This is a genomic window from Mycobacterium sp. (assembly GCF_035506235.1).
Lineage (GTDB): Bacteria > Actinomycetota > Actinomycetes > Mycobacteriales > Mycobacteriaceae > Mycobacterium.
The window spans coordinates 1-15,791 of record NZ_DATJPU010000257.1; the positions used below are offsets into that span (position 1 = coordinate 1).

Below are 15,791 nucleotides of genomic sequence, written 5' to 3' on the forward strand. Positions count from 1 at the left end.
GGCCTGGCCACCGCCGCGCAGCTCGAGGCGATCTCGGCGGCATGGCGGGCGTGGGCCGCGGCCCCGGACGGCTGGCTGTCCATGCCGCACGGCGAGGTCCTCTGCCGGGCCTGAATTCCGCCCCGCTCGTCGCTGGACGCCCCGTTTGCCCAGCTCAACAGTGTGGTATTGGCATTCTCTTTTTTTGCAAGTACGTTATTCATCGATGGATAACGCTGCTCAGACACCGTCGGGCATCCCACTGCGGCCCGTGTACGGGCCGGCGGACAGAACCTCCGAACCGCCGCCGCCCGGGGAGTTCCCCTTCACCCGGGGGAACTTCGCGTCCGGCTATCGGGGCAAGCTGTGGACCTTCCGCCAGTACTCGGGTTTCGGCACCGCCGAGGAGTCCAACCGCCGTTACCGCTACCTGCTGGAGCAGGGCGGGACGGGGCTGTCGGTGGCGCTCGACCTGCCCACCCAGTGCGGGTACGACTCCGACGATCCCGACTTCGGCGAGGAGGTCGGCCGGGTCGGCGTCGCGGTGGACACCCTGGCCGACGCCGAAATCCTGTTCGACGGCATCCCGCTGGACAAGATCAGCACCAGCATGACGATCAACGGAACGGCCGCGATCCTGCTGGCCTTCTACGTCGCCGCCGCCGAGCGAAAGGGCATACCGCGGGCGAAGCTCACCGGGACCATCCAGAACGACATCCTCAAGGAGTACGCCTCGCGCGGGACGTGGATCTGGCCGCCCGAGCCGTCACTGCGGCTGATCGCCGACACCATCGAGTTCTGCGCGGCCGAGGTCCCGAGATTCAACGCCATCTCGGTGGCCGGGGCGCACTTTCGCGACGCCGGCGCCAACGCGGTGCAAGAGATGGCGTTCACCCTGGCCGACGGCGTCACCTATTGCGACACCGTGGTCGAACGCGGCCGGATGACGATCGACCAGTTCGCGCCCCAGATCTCGTTCTTCTTCTACACCCACGGCGATTTCTTCGAGGAGGTCGCCAAATACCGTGCGGGACGCCGACGCTGGGCGACGATCGTGCGGGAACGCTTTCGCGCGACGACGGACAAGGCGTCGATGTTCCGGTTCGGTTGCGTGTGCGGCGGTGCGTCGCTGTATGCCCCTCAGGCGCAGAACAACCTTGTGCGGGTGGCCTACGAGGCGATGGCGGCGGTATTGGGCGGAGTCCAGTCGATGTTCACCGCGGCCTGGGACGAACCGTTCGCGCTGCCCACCGAGGAGTCGACCACGCTGGCGCTGCGCACCCAGCAGATCCTGGCCTACGAGACCGGTGTCGCCAGTGTCGCCGACCCGCTCGGCGGCTCCTACTTCGTCGAGGCGCTCACCGACGCCACCGAAGCCCGCATCATCGAGATCATGGACGACCTGGATCGGCACGGCGGCATGGTCAGCGCGATCGAGGACGGGTACCTGCAGGGCCTGATCGCCGACGAGGCCTATCGGGTGCATCAGGACATCGAAGCGGGCACCCGCCCCGTCGTCGGCGTCAACCGATTCGTCTCCGAAGAGCCCGAGCCCGATGTCGTCACCTACGAACTCGACGCCGAGGGCCGCGATCTGCAGCTCAAGCGGCTCTCCAAGGTCAGGGCCGAAAGGGACTCCGCGGCAGTACAATCCACCCTCACCGAGCTGTCGCGCGCCGCCGAGGGAACCGACAACCTGATGCACAAGCTGATCGACTGCGCCAACGCCTACTGCACGGTCGGTGAAATGGTCTCCGCGCTCAAAGGGGTGTGGGGCGAATTCCAGCAACCGGTGGTGTTTTAAATGGCGGCGCGGATCCTGGTGGCCAAGCCCGGCCTTGACGGGCACGACCGCGGCGCGAAGATCGTCGCACGCACCCTGCGCGACGCGGGTTTCGAGGTGATCTACACCGGCATCCGGCAGCGCATCGAAGACATCGCGTCGATCGCCGTCCAGGAAGACGTGGCGGTCGTTGGGCTCAGCATCCTGTCCGGGGCCCACCTGACGCTCACCGCGCGGACCATCGAAGCGTTGCGCCAAGCCGACGCCGCCGACATCGCCGTCGTGGTCGGTGGAACAATTCCCCACGCCGATGTGCCCAAGCTGTTGTCCGCCGGCGCCGCCGCGGTGTTCCCAACCGGGACGCCGCTCGACGTGCTCGTGCGCGATATCCGCGCACTGACCGGCAATCCCGAACCCGCCCCGGAGGAATCGTGCGCATCGGAGTAATGGTTGGACCCGAGCGCGGCGACTCCGCGCGCAAAGTCACCCGGATGCTCGCCGACATCGACTGGGCCGAGACCGCCGGCCTGGACAGCGCCTGGATCCCGCAGATTCCCAACGACTTCGACGCGCTGGTCGCGGTCGCCCTGATGGGAACCCGCACGACCCGCATCGAACTGGGCACCGCGGTCGTTCCGCTGCAGGCGCAGCACCCGATTGCGTTGGCGCGCCAGGCCTTGTCGGTGCACGCCGCCACCGGCGGCCGGTTGGTGCTGGGTGTCGGGCCGTCCCATCACTGGATCGTCGACGACATGCTCGGGATTCCCTACGAGCGGCCGGCGGGCTACACGCGGGACTACCTCGAAGTGCTCGACGCCGCGCTTGCCAACCCCGGTCCCGTCGATGTGGAGAACGACACCTTCCGGGTGCACAACCCGCTCGACCTCGCCCCGGTGGCGCCGTTGCCGGTGTTGGTGGCCGCGCTCGGGCCGGTGATGCTGACCGTCGCCGGAGAGCGGGCGGACGGCACCGTGCTGTGGATGGCCGACGAGCGCGCCGTGGCCGAACACGTCGTCCCGCGCATCACCAAGGCCGCCGACAACGCCGGCCGCCCGGCTCCGCGCATCGTCGCCGGCGTCCCCGTCTGCCTCTGCGCGGCAGGGGAAGTCGACGCCGCGCGCGAGCGCGCCAACCGGATCCTCGGGGAGGCCGAAGTCTCGCCGAACTACCAGCGGCTCCTCGCCTACGGCGACGCCAAGGATGTGGGCGACATCTGCGCGGCCGGCGACGAGGACGCCATCCTGGCGCGGATGCGCCGATTCGCCGACGCCGGCGTGACCGACCTGTCGGTGCGGCTGCTGCCGATCGGCGACAACCGGGACGAGCTCGTCGCCTCCAAGCGGCGGACCCGCGACATGATCGCCTCGCTGGCAACGGAGTTGCGTTGACGGCCAACACTGGTCCACTCGCCGGGATACGCATCCTCGAGGTCGGCACCATGCTGGCCGGTCCGTACGCCACCATGCTGCTGGCCGACCTCGGCGCAGAGGTCACCAAGATTGAACCTTGTGGTGGCGAGATCTCTCGCGGCGTCGGGCCCACCTACTTCGCGAGCCTCAACCGCAACAAGTCCAGCGCCTGCCTCGACCTGAATTCCGAAGGAGGACAGCAACATCTGGGTGAAATGGTCGCGGCATCCCACGCGCTGCTGGTGAACCTGAAACCGTCGGCCATTCGCCGGTTGGGGCTCACCTATGAGCAGCTGCGACCGCACAACGAGCGGATCGTCTGCGTCGCGATCACCGGTTTCGGGCTCAACGGCGGCGACGACCCGGCCTTCGACTACGTGGTTCAGGCGTCGACCGGCATCGCCGCGCTCACCGGCGATCCGGACGGGCCCCCGACGCTGCCCGGCTATTCCTCGGCCGACAACTCCACCGGAATGTGTGCGGCGCTGGGGCTGTTGGCAAAGATCATCTCGGGCACGGGCGGGCAAGTGGACGTGTCGCTGCGCGACGTCATGCTGTCGCAGCTCAACTACCATGCGTCTGCCTACCTCAACAGCGGCGTCGAGCCGCAGCGCCGGCCCAACGGAGCGCACTCTTATTACGTTCCGGCGCAGCTCTTCCCGACCGCCGAAGGGTATCTGGCGCTGTTCATCACCCATGACGGCTTCTGGAAATCCTTTGCCGCCGAGGCGGGTATCGGCGGCTTCGAAACCATGGCCGAACGGGTCGCCCGCCGCGATGAGGTGCTGGCCGTCGTCACCGCGATGTTGTCCACCGATACCGCCGCCGGCTGGGAGCGACGCCTGCGTCCCCTCGGCGTTCCGGCCGCGGCCGTCAGGACGCTGCCCGAGGCGCTGGAGGCGACGCCGGAAGCTGTTGTGACAGCGGGCGATTTCCGCCTCGTGGGAAGTCCCATCCGTGTCTCCGGGTATGAGCCGGACTACCGGCCGCCGCCGGAGCTGAACGAGAGCTGATCCCGCCGAACGTCAAGGCAAGGGTGCGGCGAGATGGGCCTCGGCGAGCTTGCGGAAGGCCGCCACCAGACGGCTACGGTCTCCTGCGCGGGTGGCCAGTACGACGTGGCTGGGCTCTACGCCCTCCAGCGGCACAGTGGTGATGTCCGGGCGCAGGCTGTTGCCGTGAAAGCCGGCCGTGATCGCCACTGCCTGCCCTGAGGCGATCAGTTCGAATTTGTCCTCGAGCGCGTCGATGAACGGACCGTCGGGCGCGCGACGCCCATCGGGACGAGGGTCGATGCGCCAGAAGGCGCTCCAGGCCGGATCGGAGTGCCGCACCCGCGGCATCGGTTCATCGGCGATGTCGTCGAGGGTGACGGATTCCCGGCCCGCCAGGCGATGGTCGATGGGTATCGCAAGCACCCGGGGCTCGTCATACAGCACCGTTACGTGCAGGTGCTCGGTGGGGAAAGGCAGCCGGGTCACCACCGCGTCCACCCGGTGGCCGAGCAGCGCATCACGGGCCTCATCCCAATCCAGGTGTGTCACTTGCACATCCGCGTCGGGATGCTCGCGACGCAGCTCGCGCACCGCCGGCGTGACGATCATGCCGGTCGTATAGCCGATGACGAGACGGCTCGGCTGGGCGGCGGCCAGGACCTGCGCCGCGGCCTGGGCGGCCGAGCGCAACAGCGCCTTGGCCCGGGGCAGGAACACATCGCCCGCCTCGGTGAGCCGGGTGCCCTGCGGCGTGCGGTCGAACAACCGGGCGCCCAACTGCTGCTCCAGCCGGCGAATCTGGCGACTCAGCGACGGCTGCGCGACGCGCAGCGCGGCGGCAGCGCGGCCGAAGTGCCGATGCTCGGCCACCACGACGAAGTAGCCGACCAGCCGCAGGTCGAGATCCACCACCGGCGATGCCGAGTCCGTCATGCGCCCAGTGTAGCCACGACGGTCGTCGCGCGGTCCGACGATAGCGTCACTGAGCTGCAGTGATGCCGGGATTGCATCGCGCCATATGAAAGAGGACTTGGACAGCCCCTCACGGCCGCCATTGACTTGAGGGCATCGACCTGAGGGGCAGAAGGGATTCCACCATGCACGTCTTTGTCACCGGTGCGACCGGGCACATCGGTTCCGTCGTCGTCACCGAACTCCTCGAAGCCGGCCATCGCGTTACCGGGCTGGCCCGCTCCGACGAGGGAGCGGCGGCGCTGACCGCCGCGGGCGCCACGGCGCGGCGCGGCGACCTCGACGATGTCGACGGCCTGCGGGAGGCCGCCGCCTCGTCCGAGGGCGTCATTCACCTCGCCTTCCGGCACGACTTCGACGACTTCGTGGGAGCCGCCCAGACGGATCTGCGGGCGGTCGAGGCCATGGGCGAGGCGCTCGTCGGCTCCGATAAGCCTTTCGTGAGCACGTCGGGAACCCTCTTGCTCGCATTTGCCGCGCCGGGGCGCCTTGCGACCGAACACGACACCTTGCCCGCAGGGCCGCGGATCGACTCGGAGAACGCGGTGATCGCGTTAGCCGATCGCGGGGTGCGTTCCTCGGTCCTCCGGCTCTCGCCTCTGGTGCACAGCAACCTGGATCACCACGGCTTCGCCCACCACCTGATCAACACGACCCGCGACACCGGCGTGTCGGCCTACATCGGCGACGGCTCGAACCGCTGGCCCGGTTTACACACGCTGGATGCCGCGCACCTGTACCGGCTGGCCCTCGAAAAGGCGCCCGCCGGAACGCGTTTGCACGGGGTTGCCGACGAAGGGGTGCCGTTCCGTGAGATCGCCGGCGTCATCGCCCGCCACCTGAACGTGCCGGCCCTCAGCATTCCCGCCGAAGAAGCCGGCCATTTCGGCTTTCTCGCGCTGTTCGCATCGCTGGACAATCCGACGTCAAGCAAGCTGACGCAGGAAGTGCTGGACTGGAAGCCCGAACGGCCCGGCCTATTGGAGGATCTCGATGCGGGCCATTACTTCGGCGAGTGAGCGGCGCCGTGGCTAACCCCGTGGTCGACGCGGCCCGCCAGGCGTTGGGACCGGCAGGCGTATGCCTGCCGGTCTCCTTCACCAGCAACCCGCACGCCGACGTGCAGCGTGACGCCGTGGGCCGGCTGGAACGCGCCGGACACCGCGCCGTCTGGACGAATGAGGTCATCGGCAAGGACGCCCTGGTGCAATTGGCCCTGCTGCTGTCGGCAACGGAGAGGATGGCTTTCGGCACCTGCATCGCGAACGTCTGGGCCCGGCCGGCTCAGACCATGCACGCCGCGGCCGCCCAACTGGCCCAGGCCTACCCGGGCCGGTTCGTGCTCGGCCTGGGGGTCGGCTATCCGGAGCAGGCGGCCAGCGTCGGCCGGGAATTCGGTAGGCCACTGGCCACCATGCGCGAATACGTGACCGAGATGGACAGCCCCACCTATCCACCGGCACCCGACGTCGCCTTTCCCCGTATAGTCGCCGCCAACGGCCCGAAAATGCTTGCGCTGGCGGGTGATATCGCAGATGGAGCGCTGCCGGCCATGCTGCCCGCGGACTTTACGGCACACGCCCGGCAGACGTTAGGGCCTGACAAGCTCTTGGTCGTCGGCGTGTCCATGGTCGGCGACCCGATCGACTCGACGGCCATTGTCAGTCAAGTGTGTGAGCAGCTGACCGCCGGCGCCGATCACGTCACGCTCTTGCTGCCGATCGGCATCGAGTTCGCCTCTGGGATAGAGCAACTCGAGCGGTTAGCTCCTGCGCTCGCTGCACTGCCCGGCTATTAGCCACCACACTCGATGGTCGTCTCGAACAGTCGCGGCACGGGCGCGGGATCCAACTGCAGGGCATCGGACATGTGCAGCTCGCCGGCGTTGGCGATCATGTTGTCCAGGATGGCCTGCAGGTCGTCGCCCTCGAGCTCGTAGATGGCGACATACGGACCCTGCCCGTCGACCGGACGCAGCCGGCGCGCCGCGACGATCCCGTCGAGCGCCAGCAGTTCGGGGATGTGCACTTCGTCGTACCAGGTGTTGTATTCCTGCTCGCGATCGGGCGAACTGGGCCGACTCTCGACGTACATGATGCCCTTGGCCATAGCCGCCACCTCTCCGTAGCTACTCGTAGCGCACCGTGATCGAAGCCGTGTCGGGCACGCCCTGGCACGTCAGAATGTAGCCCTCGGCCACTTCGTCCTCCTCAAGGGCGTCGTTGACCCGCATGGTCGCCCGGCCCTCGACGAGCCGGGCCATGCAGGTGCCGCAGTTGCCCGCCTCGCAGCTGAAGGGCGGCTCGAGCCCGGCCCGCCGCGCGGTCTCCAGCAGCGTCTCGCCCGGGACCCGCGGCACCGATACCTTCTTGCGGTCGAGGTGGATCGTCACCGTGCCGACGTCCGCGCCGTTATCGGGCGCGGACTTGGATGCGGGATCTGCCACCCGTGGAGTCTCCTCGATGATCGTGGTGACCGTCACCATGACCGCCCCCACCGTACTTTGCATTCTTCACTATAGAGAATAGTATTCTCACGGAGCGATAGGGTCTTCTCAAGACGTTTGGACTGCTGGGAGGAACGGGACGTGACCGAACCGCCAGCGCTCGTGTGCGAGGAACGGCGATTCAGCCTGCCTCAGCTCGACGCGATGGCCGACGGTCTGGCCGCGACCCTGATCAAAGACGGCGTCACCGCCGGTCGGCGGGTCGCGGTCATGGCGTCCAACCGGCCGGAGTTCGTGGCCGCCCTGCTCGCGATCTGGCGGCTCGGCGCCACCGCGGTCCTCCTCAGCCCTGCTTGGAAGCGGGACGAGGTCGACCACGCGCTGGGGCTCACCGATCCGGCGCACGCCGTCGGCGACCATCCGGTGCTGGCCGGCCTGATGCCCATGTTGAGCCTCGACGAACCGATCGGTCCCGGGGAGCTGGTTTCCGGCTCGCTGCCGCCTAGCGCCGACGCGGTGCTGGTGTTCAGTTCCGGCACCACGGGTCTGCCGAAGGCGGTGTTGCACACCCACGCCGCGTTGCATGAGGCCGTGGGGCAATGGCGCGCGGCCCTGCGGCTGACCCGGCGAGACCGGATTCAGGTTGCCACGCCGCCGTCACACATACTCGGGCTGCTCAACATCCTCACGGCGCTGAGTACCGGGGCCCGGATGCGGCTGCATCCGCGATTCGATGTCGACCGGATGCTGCGGCACATCGAAAGCGACCTCATCACAGTGGAAATGGCCGTCGCGCCGATCGCGCTGGCCATCGCGTCCCATCCCGGCCTCGAGGCCTACGATTTGTCTTCGCTGCGTTTCATCGTGTGGGGCGCGACGCCGGTCAGTCCCGGCGTCGCCGAGACCGTGACCCGCCGGACCGGCGTCGGTTGGGTCCCGGCCTATGGCACCACGGAGTTGCCGGTCATCGCGTGTAATCCGTTGCGGGGGGCCCGGCTTGACTCCGTCGGGCGTCCCGTGCCCGGGGTGGACGTGCGGGTGGTCTCGCCGGAGACCGGCCGGGGCGTCGGCCCGGAGGAGGTGGGTGAAATCCAGGCCCGGTCGATGTCGCTGATGGCCGGCTACCTGCCGGCCGCCGCGACCGCCGAGGCCATGTGCGACGGCTGGTATCGCACCGGAGATGTCGGCTGGCTGGACGACGACGGTTGGCTGCGGATCACCGACCGTCTCAAAGAGATGATCAAAGTGCGCGGATTCCAGGTGGCACCGGCCGAGATCGAGACGGTGCTGCACGGTCATCCGGCGGTCAAAGACTGTGCGGTGTTCGGCGTTCCCGATGGCATCAATGGTGAGGCGATCGTCGCGGCGGTGGCAGCTGATGGTCCGGTGCACCCTGCCGAGCTGACCGCCCTGGTGGACGAGCGGTTAGCGTCCTACAAACACCTGAGCCGCATCGTGTTCGTGGACGATATACCGCGCCTGCCCTCGGGCAAGGTGCTGCGCCGAGCGCTGAAGGAGACCTATGGATGTACGTCTGACGTCTGAACAGCGGCAACTTCGTGACGCCGCCGCGAAGCTGGCCGACGACCTGGGCCTTGAGGCGGTGCAGGATCTCGAGGACGAGGGCCGAATCGCGCGGCTGGACAAGCAGATTGGGGTGACCGGGTGGCGGTCGCTGCGCTCCGACGGCGCGTCGGGCGTCGAGGTTGCGATTGTCGCGGAGGAATTCGGGCGCCGATTGGTCGACGCGCCGTTGCTCGGGCCGGTGCTGGCCGACGACCTCGTCCGGCGCGTCGGTGCCGACGGCGCGGGAGCGACCGTCGCGGCTGAAGACCGGGCGATCGACGCTCGCGGCGCCCAACGCGCCCTGTTGCTCTGCGGCACCAGCGTTCTGGCGGCAGGCGTGGAAGCGGCCCGCACCGGCCCCGACCTGACGCGCATCGAGGCGGACATCGCAGCTCCGCCGGCGGCCCTCGGCGAGGTGACCCCGGACGTCGCCGCGCGATGGCTCGCCCTCGCGCTGGTCACGACGTCGGCGGACCTGGTCGGCATCGCCCGGGGCGCGCACGCGGTCGCCTGTGATTACGCGAAGATCCGCGAACAGTACGGCAAGACGATCGGGTCGTATCAGGCCGTCGCGCATCTGCTCGCCGAAAGCCTTGCGCTGATAGAGGGTTCGGTGAGCGTGCTGCGCCACGCCGCGTGGGGCGTCGACGAACTCGGGCCGGATGAAGCCATTCGGGCCGCCCAAATCGCGAAGGTGTACTGCGCCCGCGCTACCCGCACCGTCTGCGAGACCGCCGTGCAGGTGCACGGCGGAATCGGCAACACGTGGGACTGCCTGATTCACGTCTACCTGCGCCGCGCGCTGACGTCGACCGAACTCTGGCCCGTGACGCTGAAGGAGATCGACTTTGGACTTTCGTGACTCACCCGACGAGGCCGCCTTCCGGGAGCGGCTGCGCTCCTGGCTTTCCGTGCACGCCAGGCAATATTCCGGCTCCGGAGAACAATATTGGGAGCGCATGACCGACTGGCACCGCGCCCTGTACGACAACGGCTTTTTCGGCCTGTCCTGGCCGTGTGACTACGGCGGCCAGGAGCTGGCGCCGGTGTACGACGTGATCGTCGACGAGGAGCTGGTCCGCGCCGGCGCTCCGCCGCGTCCCAGCGTGGGCTACCTGGTGTACGGCATCGGCCGGCACGGAAGCGACGAGCTGCGGAGACGATTTCTGCCCGGCATCATCAACGGCAGCGAGCGGTGGTGCCAGGGTTTCAGCGAGCCCGGCGCCGGTTCGGATCTGGCATCGCTGACCACCACCGCCACCCTCGACGGCGACACTTATGTGGTGCACGGGCACAAGATTTGGACGAGCTACTCCGACGTCGCCGACTGGTGTCTCCTGCTCGCTCGCACCGATCCCGGGGCCAAGCGCCACCGTGGCCTGTCGGCGTTCGTGCTCCACATGAAACAGCCCGGGGTGCAACAGCGGCCGTTGCGCATGATGAACGGGGTCGCCAACGAGTTCGGCCAGGTGTTCTTCGACGGCGCCACGGTGCCCGCGGACCGGATGGTCGGCGCACCCGGTGAAGGTTGGGCCGTGGCCATGACCGTCGTCGGGCACGAGCGCGAACCCTCCACGCTGGGCTACGCGGCCCGATACGGCAAGCTGGTCCGAAACCTGTTCGCACGCAACAGCGTTTCTGGGGGACCGGTTTCCGAGGAACTCGCATGGGCGGCGGTCCAGTCGGAGATGCTGACGCATCACGTCCGGCGCCGGCTGTCCGAGCAACTGGACGGGGTTTCGCACGGCCCGGAGGGATCGCTCGACAAGCTGCTGATGACCTGGGTCGAGCAATCCGTCGGGCACGCCGCCGTGGAAGTCGCCGGGACCCGCGACCCCGACCTGCTCAGCGCCTACCTGTACAGCCGCGCGCAGAGCGTGATGGGCGGGACCTCACAGATACAAAAGAACATCATCGCCTCGCGAATCTTGGGATTGGGAGTCTGAATGTACGAGATGCCGGCCGAAATCGAAGTCCGCGCCGACGGCGCGCTGCGGATCATCACCCTCAACCGCCCCGACGACCTCAACGCGGTCAACGACAATCTCCACGTCGGACTCGCGCGGCTGTGGCAGCGACTGACCGACGATCCCACGGCCCGCGCGGCGGTGCTGACCGGCGCCGGCAAGGCGTTTTCGGCCGGCGGAGACTTCGCGTACCTTGCCGAACTGTCCCAAGACGCCGATCTACGCGCCAAGACCATCCGGGACGGGCGCGAGATCGTGCTCGGAATGGCGCGTTGCCGGATTCCGGTGGTGGCGGCCGTCAACGGGCCGGCCGTCGGCCTCGGCTGCAGTCTTGTCGCGCTGAGCGACATCGTCTACATCGCCAAAGACGCCTTCCTCGCAGACCCGCACGTGCAGGTGGGATTGGTGGCCGCCGACGGCGGACCGCTGACCTGGCCGCTGCACATCAGCTTGCTGCTGGCTAAGGAATACGCGCTGACCGGCACGCGAATCCGTGCCGAGCGAGCCGTCGAACTCGGACTGGCCAACCACGTGGCCGACGACCCCGTCGCGGAGGCAATCGCCTGCGCCAAAAAGATTTTGGAGCTACCCCAGCAGGCGGTCGAAAGCACCAAACGCGTGCTCAACATCCATCTCGAGCGCGCGGTTCTCGCCAGCCTGGACTATGCGCTGTCGGCCGAGCACCAGTCGTTCACCACCGAAGATTTCCGGTCGATAGTCACCAAGTTGAATGCCGGCAAGAACTGATCCTGATGCCCCGAGCGTAACCTCACCGCGAAATATCGCTTTTCGCGGTGGCGTTACGCTCGCGAGTCGTGCAGCCGCAAGAACTCCCGCATCACCCGGTCGAACCTTTCCGGCTCCTCGATGAAGGGCATGTGAGCGCTCGACTCGAACAACTCGAACCGCGAACCGGGGATGCGCTGGTGCATCTCCCAGGCGTGTTCCGGCACGCACTCGTCGAACCGGCCCGCGAGAATCAATGTCGGCAAGGTGATCTCGCTCAGCCGGTCGAATACGTCCCAGCCGCGAATGGTCCCGACGATGTGAAAATCGCTCGGGCCGAACATGGTCTCGAAGACGTCGGTTCCCATGTTCCTGAACGCCTCCTCGAGTTCCCTGGGCCAGGGACGCACGCGGCACAGATAGGTTTCGTTCCAGGTCCGGATGGCGGCCTGATACTCGGCCGAGTAGGTTGTGCCCGCCGCTTCATGGCGGTCGATGGCCGATTGCGTTGCCGGGTCCAGCTCGGACTTCAAGCGCACCACCATGTTCGAGAACTCGGGTATCGACGCGATGCTGTTCGAGATCGTCAGGCTGACGGCGCCGGCGGCCACGTCGAGCACGTACTGCTGCGCGAGCATCCCGCCCCACGAGTTACCGAAGATGTGAAAGCGGTTCAGTTCCAGCGCCTTCACCACGGCGTCCATTTCGGCCACCGCGCGTTCCATCGTCCAAAGCCGGGCGTTGGACGGCCGTCTGGACTTTCCGCACCCGAGCTGGTCCCAGAAAATGACCTCTCGCTCGTCTGCCAACCGTTCGAGCGAACTCAAGTAGTTGTGCGGGAGACCCGGTCCGCCATGAACTACGAGCAGCGGGAGACCGGCCCCGCTGCCGACCCGCTTGAACCAGACCTTTCCGCCTGGGACAGAGACCATCCCCTGAGTCATCCACCCACCATCGCAAATCCGTGCCCTTACCGCGCCGGTGACGCGCGGGTTCGACAGAAGGCCGTCTCCTTGCAACTCATACTCTCGAAATGTGAGAATAGTGTTCTCACTCAACTGCGCGCTGCCGAACCTGGAGAAGACCTGTGCCTGACGCCGTCATCGTGTCCGCCCTGCGCACCCCCATTGGCACCGCCCGCAAGGGCACGCTGCGCGACACCAGCGCATTCGACCTCGCGCACCACGTGGTCACCGAGGCGGCCAAGGACCTGGACCCGGCGCAGGTGGACGACGTGATCCTGGGCGAAGGCATGTACGGCGGGGGCGTGATCGCCCGCCACGCGGCCATCACGGCGGGTCTGCCCCAGGTGCCGGGTTTGGCCAACAATCGGCACTGCGCGGCCGGCCAGGCGGCGGTGCAGAGCGCGGCCGCCGGCGTGCGCGCGGGAATGGATCAGCTCGTCATCGCCGGCGGGGTGAACTCGGCGTCGACGTCCCCGCGGTCGCGCATGCTGGTGGACGGCGAATGGGTCGACTGGTTCCCGCCCACGCACCCGGACCGCCCCGACGCGCCGAACATGGACATGTCGATCACCGTCGGCTGGAACGCCGCGGTCAAGGCGGGCGTCAGCCGCGAGGAGATGGACGCGTGGGCGCTCCGCTCGCACCGCAACGCGATCGCCGCGATCGATGAGGGCCGCTTCAAGGAGGAGATCGTTCCCATCGAGACGCCGCACGGGCTGTTCTCGGTCGACGAGCACCCCCGCCGCGACACCAGCATGGAAAAGCTCGCCGCGCTCAAGCCGCTGCACCCGGAGATCGAGGGCTTCTCGATCACGGCGGGCAACGCCTGCGGCGCCAACGACGGCGCGGCCGTGCTGACCATCGCGAGCGACGCGCTCGGGCTGCCCGCGCTGGCCACCGTGCGGTCCTGGGCGTCGGTCGGCGTGGACCCCGCCGTCACCGGCCTGGCGCCGGTGGAGGCGATACCGAAAGCGCTTGCCCGTGCCGGGCTTTCAATTTCAGACGTGGACCTGTTCGAAATCAACGAGGCCTTCGCGGCCATGTGTGTCGCCACCGTCAAGCTGCTCGACCTGGACCCCGACAAGGTCAACGTCAGCGGCAGCGGCTGCTCGCTGGGGCACCCCGTTGCGGCGACCGGGGCCAGGATGCTTGTCACCCTGGTGCACGAGTTACGCCGCCGCGGCGGGGGAATAGCGGTCGCGGCGATGTGCGCCGGTGGCGGAATGGGTTCCGCGACGGTCATCGAGGTCGCCGCGACATAATGCGCACATGACGATCGCCGACCTGATCGCGGGCGCGCGCAACGGATCTCCGCGCGCGGCGGGTCGGCTGCTCAGCCTGGTCGAAGGCGAACGTCGCGACGAGGTGCTGGCGAGCATCGGACCATCGGCGGTCCGCGCGGGATTTGTCATAGGCATCACCGGCCCGCCCGGTGCGGGTAAGTCGACGACGGTGGGGGCCCTGGTCGGCGCCTATCGCGAGCGCGGGTCCCGGGTGGCCGTGCTGGCCGTGGACCCGTCGTCGCCGTTCAGTGGCGGCGCCCTGCTGGGCGATCGGATCCGAATGACAGCCCATATCAACGACTCCGACGTCCTGATCCGCTCGGTGGCCACCCGCGGTCACGTCGGAGGCCTGGCCGCCGCGGTTCCGGCGGCTATCCGGCTGCTGGGCGCGATCGGATACGACGTGGTGCTGCTGGAGACCGTCGGGGTGGGGCAGTCGGAGATCGAGATCGCCGCCGTCGCCGAACCGACCGTCGTCATCCTCAACCCGGGCGCGGGCGACGCGGTGCAGGCCGCCAAGGCGGGCGTGCTCGAAGTCGCCGACATCGTGGCGGTCAACAAGGCTGACCGGGAGGGCGCCGAGCAGACGGTGCGGGACCTGCGCGCCGAAACCAGCGCCCCGATCGTCAGTCTCGTCGCCGCCCGGGGGGAGGGCGTCGCGGATCTGGTGGCCGCCATTGACGATCACCACCGCACCGACAGCCGGGAGCGCCGGGCAGCGCGGGCCCGGGCGCAGATCCTGTCACTGGCGCAGACGCTGCTGCGGACCCGGCCGGAGCTCGACAAGCTCGCCGAGGCGGTCGTCGACGGGCGCGACGATCCCTACACGGCGGCCGAAAAGCTGTTGTCGCCGTCGTCTGAATAGGCTTCCTCCCCGTCGCCGCTATGGCGTTTCGCTCGCATCAGGTCGGGTAGCCGACCCTAACGGCCGTGCACGCCAAGGGACAGCCCGACGAGGAGGCAGTGATGCCGACAGCAAGACCATCGGAGCACATGGCGGTATCGGGCCAAACGCCCGACGAGCGACACAACGTCGAAAGCTGTCGATGTGGGAGCAGCTCAGCTGGCCGGCTGGCGAGTGCATGACTCAGGGCCCTCAGCGATAGGACACCGGGCCCCGGCCTTGATTTGCCGCACATCACTGTGTTGCATGAACACATGACACGTTCGGCCGATGAGCTGGTAACCGAGTTCTGCAAACTGTGGGCGTCCCCCGACCCGGACGAGCTTGCGGGTTACTTCACCGAAGACGCCGTCTACCACAACATCCCGATGCAGCCCTTGCAAGGCCGCCAAGCGATCAGGGATTTCATCGCGGGGTTCCTCGCCGGATTCGACGGGATCGACTTCAATGTGCACCGGCAGATCAGCGACGGCGCGCTGGTAATGAACGAACGCACCGACGTGATGCGCCGCAAGGATGGCGAGCCCATTCCATTGCCGGTGATGGGCGTCTTCGAGGTACGGGACGATCGGATTGCGGCGTGGCGCGACTACTTCGATATGGCGGCCATCACCAGCGCGCTGAGCTAGCCGGGATCGGTTGTCTTTTCTAAATCCCTTGTTTCACTTCAGTTTCAGTGGCAACAGGGCAGCGATTGTTGTCGGCGGTCCTTCGTAGACTTTCGGGCATGGGTGCGAGTACGCGTGAGGAGATCGTCGCGGTCTTCGACGCGCTCGACGGCGACTTGGACCGCTTG

At 67.8% G+C, this 15,791-nt stretch carries 17 protein-coding genes and 1 pseudogene; 14 read left to right on the forward strand and 4 right to left on the reverse strand.

What is annotated here, in order from left to right:
* From VMD50_RS24005 to VMD50_RS24025, 5 genes and pseudogenes are all read left to right on the forward strand, one after another.
* A pseudogene (locus VMD50_RS24005) lies at positions 1-114 on the forward strand (SAM-dependent methyltransferase); the annotation flags it as partial.
* 91 nt (positions 115-205) lie between these two features.
* Positions 206-1,783, forward strand: a complete 1,578-nt coding sequence (locus VMD50_RS24010) for a methylmalonyl-CoA mutase family protein (protein WP_325431449.1) — start codon at positions 206-208, stop codon at positions 1,781-1,783.
* The gene (locus tag VMD50_RS24015) at positions 1,784-2,209 is read left to right on the forward strand and encodes a cobalamin B12-binding domain-containing protein (RefSeq protein WP_325431451.1); all 426 of its coding nucleotides are present in this window, start codon (positions 1,784-1,786) and stop codon (positions 2,207-2,209) included.
* Entirely contained in the window at positions 2,194-3,150 is a 957-nt protein-coding gene (locus tag VMD50_RS24020; RefSeq protein ID WP_325431453.1) for an LLM class F420-dependent oxidoreductase, read from the forward strand. The genes VMD50_RS24015 and VMD50_RS24020 overlap by 16 nt, the downstream gene beginning before the upstream one ends.
* Positions 3,147-4,184 carry a CaiB/BaiF CoA transferase family protein gene (locus VMD50_RS24025; protein ID WP_325431455.1) on the forward strand — a complete coding sequence of 346 codons (1,038 nt, stop codon included), beginning with the start codon at positions 3,147-3,149 and terminating at the stop codon, positions 4,182-4,184. The genes VMD50_RS24020 and VMD50_RS24025 overlap by 4 nt, the downstream gene beginning before the upstream one ends.
* Positions 4,185-4,196: 12 nt before the next feature.
* Here VMD50_RS24025 and VMD50_RS24030 read toward each other — a convergent pair whose 3' ends face one another.
* Positions 4,197-5,099, reverse strand: coding sequence for a LysR family transcriptional regulator (locus VMD50_RS24030; protein WP_325431457.1), 903 nt, complete (start codon positions 5,097-5,099; stop codon positions 4,197-4,199).
* 164 nt (positions 5,100-5,263) lie between these two features.
* Between VMD50_RS24030 and VMD50_RS24035 the strand changes: the two genes are divergently transcribed.
* Both VMD50_RS24035 and VMD50_RS24040 read left to right on the forward strand, forming a co-directional pair.
* Positions 5,264-6,157, forward strand: coding sequence for an SDR family oxidoreductase (locus VMD50_RS24035; protein ID WP_325431459.1), 894 nt, complete (start codon positions 5,264-5,266; stop codon positions 6,155-6,157).
* Positions 6,158-6,177: 20 nt separating this feature from the next.
* Positions 6,178-6,936: an LLM class flavin-dependent oxidoreductase gene (locus VMD50_RS24040; protein WP_475448249.1), complete on the forward strand. Its 759-nt coding sequence runs from the start codon at positions 6,178-6,180 to the stop codon at positions 6,934-6,936.
* Here VMD50_RS24040 and VMD50_RS24045 read toward each other — a convergent pair.
* Both VMD50_RS24045 and VMD50_RS24050 read right to left on the reverse strand, forming a co-directional pair.
* Complete coding sequence (locus tag VMD50_RS24045) at positions 6,933-7,247, reverse strand: hypothetical protein (RefSeq protein WP_325431461.1); 315 nt, start codon at positions 7,245-7,247, stop codon at positions 6,933-6,935. The two genes, VMD50_RS24040 and VMD50_RS24045, sit on opposite strands and share 4 nt — an antisense overlap.
* Positions 7,248-7,266: 19 nt before the next feature.
* Entirely contained in the window at positions 7,267-7,620 is a 354-nt protein-coding gene (locus tag VMD50_RS24050; protein WP_325431481.1) for a 2Fe-2S iron-sulfur cluster-binding protein, read from the reverse strand.
* A 105-nt stretch (positions 7,621-7,725) separates the two neighbouring features.
* Between VMD50_RS24050 and VMD50_RS24055 the strand changes: the two genes are divergently transcribed.
* From VMD50_RS24055 to VMD50_RS24070, 4 genes are read left to right on the forward strand one after another with little or no spacing between them, the layout of a single operon-like run.
* On the forward strand, positions 7,726-9,129 hold the full coding sequence (locus VMD50_RS24055) for a class I adenylate-forming enzyme family protein (RefSeq protein ID WP_325431462.1): 1,404 nt from the start codon (positions 7,726-7,728) through the stop codon (positions 9,127-9,129).
* Positions 9,107-10,012, forward strand: coding sequence for an acyl-CoA dehydrogenase family protein (locus tag VMD50_RS24060; RefSeq protein WP_325431464.1), 906 nt, complete (start codon positions 9,107-9,109; stop codon positions 10,010-10,012). The genes VMD50_RS24055 and VMD50_RS24060 overlap by 23 nt, the downstream gene beginning before the upstream one ends.
* Positions 9,999-11,096: an acyl-CoA dehydrogenase family protein gene (locus VMD50_RS24065; protein ID WP_325431466.1), complete on the forward strand. Its 1,098-nt coding sequence runs from the start codon at positions 9,999-10,001 to the stop codon at positions 11,094-11,096. Before VMD50_RS24060 ends, VMD50_RS24065 begins: the two co-directional genes overlap by 14 nt.
* Complete coding sequence (locus VMD50_RS24070; protein WP_325431469.1) at positions 11,097-11,864, forward strand: enoyl-CoA hydratase/isomerase family protein; 768 nt, start codon at positions 11,097-11,099, stop codon at positions 11,862-11,864. It begins immediately after the preceding gene.
* Between the two features lie 53 nt (positions 11,865-11,917).
* Here the strand turns inward: VMD50_RS24070 and VMD50_RS24075 are convergent, their stop codons facing one another.
* Entirely contained in the window at positions 11,918-12,787 is an 870-nt protein-coding gene (locus VMD50_RS24075; protein WP_325431471.1) for a proline iminopeptidase-family hydrolase, read from the reverse strand.
* A gap of 143 nt (positions 12,788-12,930) precedes the next feature.
* Here VMD50_RS24075 and VMD50_RS24080 point away from each other — a divergent pair, with 143 nt between their 5' ends.
* The 3 genes from VMD50_RS24080 (at position 12,931) to VMD50_RS24090 (ending at position 15,624) form a co-directional block, all read left to right on the forward strand.
* Entirely contained in the window at positions 12,931-14,070 is a 1,140-nt protein-coding gene (locus tag VMD50_RS24080; protein ID WP_325431473.1) for a thiolase family protein, read from the forward strand.
* A gap of 7 nt (positions 14,071-14,077) precedes the next feature.
* Positions 14,078-14,956: a methylmalonyl Co-A mutase-associated GTPase MeaB gene (gene meaB, locus VMD50_RS24085; protein ID WP_325431475.1), complete on the forward strand. Its 879-nt coding sequence runs from the start codon at positions 14,078-14,080 to the stop codon at positions 14,954-14,956.
* Between the two features lie 293 nt (positions 14,957-15,249).
* On the forward strand, positions 15,250-15,624 hold the full coding sequence (locus tag VMD50_RS24090; RefSeq protein ID WP_325431477.1) for a nuclear transport factor 2 family protein: 375 nt from the start codon (positions 15,250-15,252) through the stop codon (positions 15,622-15,624).
* Positions 15,625-15,791 lie beyond the last annotated feature (167 nt).